Below are 7,625 nucleotides of genomic sequence, written 5' to 3'. Positions count from 1 at the left end.
AGATGGTTATAAGAGACAGCCCCTCGCGCACCCCGCGCGGCCCCCTCACCGAGGTGATCGACGAGGCACCCGAACGCGAGCTGGGCCCCCGCACCGTCGCCAAGTTCGGCCCCCGCCTGCCGTTCCTGCTGAAGATCCTCGCCGCCGGCGCCCCCCTCTCCCTCCAGGTCCACCCGGACCTCGAACAGGCCAGGGAGGGCTACGAGGACGAGGAGAGCCGCGGCATCCCGATCGACGCGGGCCACCGCAACTACAAGGACGCCAACCACAAGCCCGAACTGATCTGCGCCCTCACGGAGTTCGACGGCCTGTGCGGCTTCCGCGACCCGCTGCGCGCCGCCGACCTGCTCGCCGCCCTCGAGGTCGACTCCCTCAAGCCGTACGTCGACCTCCTGCACGCCCACCCCGAAGAGGCCGCGCTGCGCGAGGTGTTGACGGCCGTCCTGAGCGCCGACCCCGAGGCGATGGCCGAGACGGTCACCGACGCCGCGGCCGCCTGCGCACGCCTCGGCGGCGACCACGCCCCGTACGCCGACATCGCCCACCACTACCCGGGCGACCCCGGCGTCATCGCCGCCATGCTGCTCAACCACGTACGCCTGCAGCCCGGCGAGGCCCTCTTCCTCGGCGCCGGCATCCCGCACGCCTACCTCGACGGCCTCGGCGTGGAGATCATGGCCAACTCGGACAACGTCCTGCGCTGCGGTCTCACCCCCAAGCACGTCGACGTCCCCGAACTGCTGCGCGTCGTCCGCTTCGAGGCGACCGACCCGGGCGTCCTGCGCCCCGAGGCGGCCCCCGACGGCGAGGAGGTCTACGCGACCCCCATCGACGAGTTCCGCCTCTCCCGCTACGTCCTCCCCGAGGCCACCGCCCCGCACGACCTCACCCTCCCGACCCCGCAGATCCTGCTCTGCACGGCCGGTTCGGTACGGGCGGGCGAACACACCCTCGCCCCCGGCCAGTCCGTGTTCGTACCGGCGGACGAGAAGGCCGAGGTGTCCGGACCGGGCACCGTCTTCCGCGCCACGGTCGTCGCGTGAACGGCGTGACCCCCTCCTGATCCACGACCCGGCGCACCGACACCAGGCCGGGCTGCAACAATGCCCCCTGCAAAAGGCGGGCAAAGCCCGGCCGGTGACGGACGGAAGCGTGGGTACCCATGCCCATGCACAGACACATGCGTAGGCGAAGGGACACCCCGGACAGATGAGCGCGTCAGGCGGCACCAAGGCGATCGTGGCGGCACTCGGCGCCAACCTCGCCATCGCGGCAGCGAAGTTCGTGGCGTTCCTTTTCAGTGGCTCGTCCTCGATGCTCGCCGAGTCCGTGCACTCCCTCGCCGACTCCGGCAACCAGGCCCTGCTCCTCCTCGGCGGCAAGCAGGCCAAGCGCGAGGCCACACCGCAGCACCCCTTCGGGTACGGCCGCGAGCGCTACATCTACGCCTTCCTCGTCTCGATCGTCCTCTTCTCCGTCGGCGGCATGTTCGCCCTCTACGAGGGCTACGAGAAGATCAAGGACCCGCACGAGATCGACCACTGGTACTGGCCCGTCGGCGTCCTCGTCTTCGCGATCATCGCCGAGTCGTTCTCCTTCCGGACCGCCATCAAGGAGTCCAACACCCTCCGCGGCAAGAAGTCCTGGACGCAGTTCGTCCGCCACGCCAAGGCCCCTGAGCTGCCCGTCGTGCTCCTGGAGGACCTCGGCGCGCTCGTCGGCCTGATCCTCGCCCTCGGCGGCGTCGGCCTCGCCCTGCTGACCGGCGACGGCGTCTGGGACGGCATCGGCACCCTCTGCATCGGCGCTCTGCTCATCCTCATCGCGATCATCCTGGCCGCCGAGACCAAGTCCCTCCTCCTCGGCGAGTCCGCCGGTGCCGAGGAGGTCGAGAAGATCGCCGCGGCCGTCGTCGACGGCGACACCGTCACCCGCGTCATCCACATGCGCACCCTCCACCTCGGCCCCGAGGAGCTCCTCGTCGCCGCCAAGATCGCCGTCCAGCACGACGACACCGCCACCGAGGTGGCCAACGCCATCAACGCCGCCGAGGCCCGCATCCGCGAGGCCGTCCCGATCGCCCGCGTCATCTACCTGGAGCCCGACATCTACAGCGAGGCCGAGGCCGCCAAGGGCCCCGACGCCGACGCCAGCCCCGGCGGCCCCGCCCCGACCGCCGAGCACTGACCCACGCACCCGCAGGACCGGGCCCGCCGCATCACACGGCGGGCCCTTTCCCGTCACAGGCCATGCACCACCGCACCGCCGACACCCCAGGCCAGAGCCCTACGAGCCCCCGCCGCCCCTCGGGGAAGGCTTGATCCTTCTCCGGGCGGACTGGGGCCGCACGGGTCGACCGGTGTAGCTTGGGACGGAGCCAGACGTCGCTGCTGATGGCGGTCGGGCGGTCCCACCGAGGACCGGCCGAGGGAGAGAGGGCCTCCGACGGACTGCGCTGCGCGCACGCGGGCATGCCTGTGTCCTCTTCGGGCACCCCTGTGTCCGCCGCCGCGCAGACCAGCCCTACCCACCCTCGACCCGACACCGAGGAGCAGCTCCTAATGACGACTGTCGATCAGCGACAGGACTTCAAGGTCGCCGACCTCTCCCTGGCCGAGTTCGGCCGCAAGGAGATCACTCTCGCCGAGCACGAGATGCCCGGCCTGATGGCGATCCGCAAGGAATACGCCGAGGCCCAGCCCCTCGCCGGCGCCCGCGTCACCGGCTCCCTGCACATGACCGTGCAGACCGCCGTCCTCATCGAGACGCTGGTCGCCCTCGGCGCCCAGGTCCGCTGGGCCTCCTGCAACATCTTCTCCACCCAGGACCACGCCGCCGCGGCCATCGCCGTCGGCCCGAACGGCACCGTGGACAACCCGCAGGGCGTCCCGGTCTTCGCCTGGAAGGGCGAGACCCTGGAGGAGTACTGGTGGTGCACCGAGCAGGCGCTGACCTGGCCGGACAGCCCCACCGGCGGCCCCAACATGATCCTCGACGACGGCGGTGACGCCACCCTCCTCGTCCACAAGGGCGTCGAGTACGAGAAGGCCGGCGAGGTCCCCTCCGTCGACACCGCCGAGAACGACGAGCACCGCGTCATCCTGGAGCTCCTCAACCGCACCATCACCGAGGGCTCCCAGAAGTGGACCCAGCTCGCCTCGGAGATCCGCGGTGTCACCGAGGAGACCACCACCGGCGTCCACCGCCTGTACGAGATGCAGCGCGACGGCGTCCTCCTCTTCCCGGCGATCAACGTGAACGACGCCGTCACCAAGTCGAAGTTCGACAACAAGTACGGCTGCCGCCACTCCCTGATCGACGGCATCAACCGCGCCACCGACGTCCTCATCGGCGGCAAGACCGCCGTCGTCTGCGGCTACGGCGACGTGGGCAAGGGCTGCGCGGAGTCCCTGCGCGGACAGGGCGCCCGCGTCATCGTCACCGAGATCGACCCGATCTGCGCGCTCCAGGCCGCCATGGACGGCTACCAGGTCACGACCCTCGACGAGGTCGTCGACAAGGCCGACATCTTCATCACCACGACCGGCAACAAGGACATCATCATGGCCTCCGACATGGCCAAGATGAAGCACCAGGCCATCGTCGGCAACATCGGCCACTTCGACAACGAGATCGACATGGCCGGCCTCGCCAAGGTCCCCGGCATCGTCAAGGACGAGGTCAAGCCACAGGTCCACACCTGGACCTTCTCCGACGGCAAGGTGATCATCGTCCTGTCCGAGGGCCGTCTGCTGAACCTGGGCAACGCCACCGGCCACCCCTCGTTCGTGATGTCCAACTCGTTCGCGGACCAGACCCTGGCCCAGATCGAGCTGTTCACCAAGCCCGACGCGTACCCGACCGGCGTCTACACGCTGCCCAAGCACCTCGACGAGAAGGTTGCCCGCCTTCACCTCGACGCGCTCGGCGTGAAGCTCACGACGCTCCGCCCGGAGCAGGCCGCGTACATCGGCGTAGAGGTCGACGGCCCGTACAAGTCGGACCACTACCGCTACTGATCAGGTACTGATCACGCACTTCCGCTGACGCACTCCCGCGGCAGCTCACAGGCAGGCCCCCGCACCCCCGTGCCGGGGGCCTGCCCGTTCGGCCCGTGGCACGCCCGCCAGCCGGATCAGCCCGTCACGACTCAGGACGCCCATGCCCCGCGGCCGGTATTCGCTTCATGACCCGCACGACCACACCCTCCTCGCCGAAGAACACTTCCACTGCGCGCCGGGTCCCTCCGGCTGGCGCTATGTGTCCCAGCTGACCGCCCCTTCCGGCGACCACACCGGCTCCGTCGACCTCGCCCTCGACGAACTGGGCCGCCCCCTCCGCCTCGAACTCCACGCCGCGAGCTGGCAGGTCCGCGGCGCCGCCCTCGACGGTGTCACCTGGGTCCGCACCGACCCCACCGGCACGCATGCCACCGAAGGCAATGTCCGCGCCCACGCCTTCACCGGCACCTCCCCGGCGTTCCTCATCGCCACCGCCCGCCTTCTGCGCCTCACCCCTTCCGATGCCGCGACGCGCGTACGCCTCGTCGCCTTCACCGACCCGGTCCTGGCCCCGCGCACCGTGGACCAGTCCTGGGCCTTGATCGCAAGAGAAGCACACGCCACTGACAACGACCCCCTGACCGTGGACGAATACCAGGTCACAGCCCTGGACACCGGTGAACAGCACACCGTTCACATCGCGGGAGACGTGGTCCTCGCGGCCCCTGGGGTGGAGCTGGAACACCTGGAATCACCACCGTCGACGTTCGCCTGACGGGGGTCGGCTGAGAGGTGGAGGGCGGCCGCCCACGGCACGGCCGTGCCAGACGGGGTAGTCAGGCATCTGCTGGCGACGGCCGGCCCGGTAGGGCATAGCTAGCCGGGTGGCGCGAACCCGGTGCTCGGCCGCTCGGCAGGCGGTTGCCGCGGCGCCTCGACGGGAGCGGAGGCCCCGGGCGCAGCCGACGAGGCAGGAGGGGGAGCCGCTTGAGCGCCGGTGGCGGGGGCGACCGGTGGCGCGGCGGTGGGGCCAGGTGTCGGCACACCGGGAACAGCCGCCCCGCTCGCGGGAGCGAAGCCCCCGGCAGGCGGCACGGGATATCCGGGCCCCATCGGCGGCCGCGCAGCCGGCCCGGCTGCCCACCCGGCGCCCGGGCCCTGCCCACCCGGCACCACGGCGGGGCCCGTCGTACCGCCGAAGGCGCGGCGCGCCTCACGCGCCTGGCGCTCGTGCACCACGGCCGCGAGATAGGCGCCCGGCGGCACGCCGAACGGCGCGGGCGTCCCCGTACGCGCGGCGAGATCCGAGGCGAGACGTTCCGCCATCGCCGCTCCGACATGCGGATCCAGCTGTCCCATCCGCGTCAGGTACTGGCGGATGGCCAGCCACAGCGCGTCCGGAACGGCGGACAGGTCGAGTCCGGAGAACTGCCCGGCCAGCCAGGGAGGTGGCGGAGGCACGAACGGCGACCTTCCCGCCGGTACCCGCTCCCGCACGACCAGCGTCCCCGCGAACACATCCCCCAGCCGCCGCCCCCGCGCCGACACCAAGGAGGCGATGCACGCGACGACCCCGAAGGTCATCAGGATCTCGACGACGCCGACGGCACCGCGCACCAGGGCGTGCCGGAACCGGATCGGCCCACCGTCGTCCCGCACGACCCGCAGCCCGAAGGCCAGCTTCCCCAGCGAACGCCCGTGGCTCAGCGTCTCCACCGCGATCGGTACACCCACCAGCAGAAGCAGAAAGCTCGCGACGGCTGTCGCCATCTGCGCCGCCTCGTCGAGACCGGCCGTCGCCAGGGCCAGAAGCAGGGTCACCACGAGGTAGACGACCATCGCCACGACCAGGTCGAGCAGCACGGCCAGCGCCCGGCTCGGCAGCTTCGCGGGACGCAGCTCCAGCGCCACCGCCTCGCCCGTCACTAGCTCACTCACACCCGCAGTCCTTCCGGTTCCATCCCCTGACCTGCCCCGAGACTGGCCAGTCTGCCAAGCTGAAGCCACATCGCGCCGCAGTACGACCTGTACGACAAGCTGACACGCAGTTCGAGAGGGACGAGGAGCAGCAAACCCGATGGACCTCGATGTCTTCGTGTCCGCCCATCGCGCCGAGTGGGACCGCCTCGACGTACTGCTCCGCCGCCAGCGCCGCCTGAACGGCGCCGAGGTCGACGAACTGGTCGCCCTCTACCAGCGCACGGCGACCCACCTCTCCCTGATCCAGTCCAGCGCCCCGGACCCTCAGCTCACCGGCCGTCTCAGCCAACTCGTGGCACGCGCGCGCAGCGCGGTCACGGGCGGCCGCCGCTCCTCATGGCGCGATGTCGTCCGCTTCCTGACCCACGGTTTCCCCGCGGCGGTCTACCGGTCGCGGCACTGGTGGGTCCCCACCGCACTTCTCTCCACGCTGGTCGCCGCCCTCCTGGGCTGGTGGATCGGTACCCACCCCGACGTCCAGGCGTCGATCGCTGCCCCCGACGCGCTGCGCGAGATGACGCGCCCCGGTGGCCAGTACGAGACGTACTACTCCAGCCATCCCGCGGCCTCCTTCGCGGCCCAGGTGTGGACGAACAACGCCCAGGCCGCCGCCATGTGCCTGGTCCTGGGCATCTTCCTGGGCCTGCCGGTTCTCTGGATCCTTCTCCTGAACATGCTCAACCTGGGCGTGGGCATCGGCTTGATGTCCTCGGCGGGCCGACTCGATGTCTTCCTGGGCCTCGTCCTTCCCCACGGCCTGCTGGAACTGACCGCGGTCTTCGTCGCCGCCGGCACGGGCCTGCGCCTCGGCTGGACCGTCATCGACCCCGGGCCCCGTACCCGCCGCTCGGCCCTGGCCGAGGAGGGGCGGGCCGCAGTGGGCATGGCGATCGGCCTGGCGCTGGTCCTGTTCGTCTCCGGCGCCATCGAAGGGTTCGTCACCCCGTCCGGCCTGCCGACCTGGGCCCGCATCAGCATCGGCGTCCTCGCCGAACTCGCCTTCCTCGCCTACGTCTATGTCCTGGGCGGACGCGCGGCTCGGGCCGGCGAGACAGGCGACGTCGAGGAGCACGAGCGCAGCGCCATGGTGCCCACAGCAGCCTGATGTGCATCCACCCCCGTCGGGCTGTTAGTGTCGTCGTCGTTCCCGCGAGAACCGTTGACACGGAGCTTGCGGGGAGGTAGATTCGAACAGTTGCCTAGTGGTGGATATGCCCCAGGTGACGGTGAACATCTACCGGTTCCTCGTGGACGAGATTCACGAGTGAGCCCGCCCCGATGAATCAGGAAGAGCGGTCGGTAAGGCCGGTCAAAAACTTCTGATAAAGTCGGACTCGCCGAAAGGGAGCCGCAAGGCGAACGAATAGGCAGAAGCCCTCCAACGGCTACCGGGAAATGAATTCCGACCGGAAACGGAACGGAAAACGGATCTGATAGAGTCGGAAACGCAAGACCGAAGGGAAGCGCCCGGAGGAAAGCCCGAGAGAATCGGGTGAGTACAAAGGAAGCGTCCGTTCCTTGAGAACTCAACAGCGTGCCAAAAATCAACGCCAGATATGTTGATACCCCGTCTCCGGCCGGTTCGGTCGGGACGAGGTTCCTTTGAAAAAACACAGCGAGGACGCTGTGAACCATCGGATCATT

The 7,625-nt window shown here is 69.9% G+C and carries 6 protein-coding genes; 5 read left to right on the top strand and 1 reads right to left on the bottom strand.

The genetic code is table 11. The annotated features are described in order from the left end of the window. From manA to AOK15_RS38115, 4 genes are all read left to right on the top strand, one after another. Positions 1 to 1,043 (top strand): mannose-6-phosphate isomerase, class I (manA, locus tag AOK15_RS38130; RefSeq protein ID WP_055523407.1); only part of this gene is annotated, 1,043 nt, incomplete at its 5' end. 166 nt (positions 1,044 to 1,209) lie between these two features. Next, positions 1,210 to 2,187 (top strand): cation diffusion facilitator family transporter, encoded by a 978-nt coding sequence (locus tag AOK15_RS38125; RefSeq protein WP_055523405.1) that lies wholly within the window; start codon positions 1,210 to 1,212, stop codon positions 2,185 to 2,187. A 374-nt stretch (positions 2,188 to 2,561) separates the two neighbouring features. Next, entirely contained in the window at positions 2,562 to 4,019 is a 1,458-nt protein-coding gene (gene ahcY, locus AOK15_RS38120; RefSeq protein ID WP_055523403.1) for an adenosylhomocysteinase, read from the top strand. 142 nt (positions 4,020 to 4,161) lie between these two features. Next, entirely contained in the window at positions 4,162 to 4,776 is a 615-nt protein-coding gene (locus AOK15_RS38115) for a hypothetical protein (RefSeq protein WP_055523401.1), read from the top strand. Positions 4,777 to 4,877: 101 nt separating this feature from the next. On the opposite strand, the gene AOK15_RS38110 is transcribed toward AOK15_RS38115, so the two are convergent. After that, complete coding sequence (locus tag AOK15_RS38110; protein ID WP_185093707.1) at positions 4,878 to 5,939, bottom strand: RDD family protein; 1,062 nt, start codon at positions 5,937 to 5,939, stop codon at positions 4,878 to 4,880. Positions 5,940 to 6,078: 139 nt separating this feature from the next. Here AOK15_RS38110 and AOK15_RS38105 point away from each other — a divergent pair, with 139 nt between their 5' ends. Continuing rightward, on the top strand, positions 6,079 to 7,086 hold the full coding sequence (locus AOK15_RS38105) for a stage II sporulation protein M (protein ID WP_055523396.1): 1,008 nt from the start codon (positions 6,079 to 6,081) through the stop codon (positions 7,084 to 7,086). Positions 7,087 to 7,625 lie beyond the last annotated feature (539 nt).

It is taken from the genome of Streptomyces ossamyceticus, from assembly GCF_001418475.1.
Taxonomy (GTDB): Bacteria; Actinomycetota; Actinomycetes; order Streptomycetales; family Streptomycetaceae; genus Streptomyces; species Streptomyces ossamyceticus.
This window is presented reverse-complemented; position numbering and strand designations above follow the sequence as displayed.